1 protein-coding gene is annotated in these 508 nt (G+C 65.7%); it reads right to left on the bottom strand.

Annotated elements, in window-relative coordinates:
* Window positions 1-19: 19 nt before the first annotated feature.
* On the bottom strand, window positions 20-508 hold a 489-nt coding region (locus tag LPA54_RS36710; protein WP_228984829.1), incomplete at its 5' end, for a DUF5753 domain-containing protein.

The following is a 508-nucleotide window of genomic DNA, read 5'->3' as shown; positions in this document are numbered from 1 at the left end:
GCTCGGGACTGCTCGGTGTTCATAGGTCTCCTTGCAGCAACTTCTCGATGTGACGCACGGATTCGGCAGGGGACAGTGCCTGTGCTCGCAGGATTCCATACCGCACGGCGAAGCCCCGTACGCTTTCGCGCTCGGTGATCACACGCCCGTTGGCCTGGCTCTCCACGTACGCCACCTGCTCCCCTCCCTCTGGGGTCATCATCGTGAACGGCCCGTCCGCTCCGGCGTGGTCGACGACCCGGGTCGGCATGACCTGGATCTCGACGTGGGGGTTCTCCGTGACTCGCAGCATGTGTTCCAACTGTCCGCGCAGGACGCCCTGCCCGCCGAACGGCCGCTCCAGTACGGACTCCTCGATGACGAAGCTGAGTGTCGGTGCCGGCTTGCGTTCGTACAGCTTGTGGCGTGCCATTCGCGCCGCCACCATCTGCTCGATCTCGTCCTCGCGCCGCCGGGGCCGCCATACCGTGAACATGGTCCGCGCGTACTCCTCGGTCTGGAGCAGACC

This window comes from Streptomyces sp. DH12 (assembly GCF_020873895.1).
Lineage (GTDB): Bacteria > Actinomycetota > Actinomycetes > Streptomycetales > Streptomycetaceae > Streptomyces.
The sequence above is the reverse complement of the archived record's forward strand: the minus strand, read 5'-3'. Positions and strand labels throughout refer to the sequence as shown.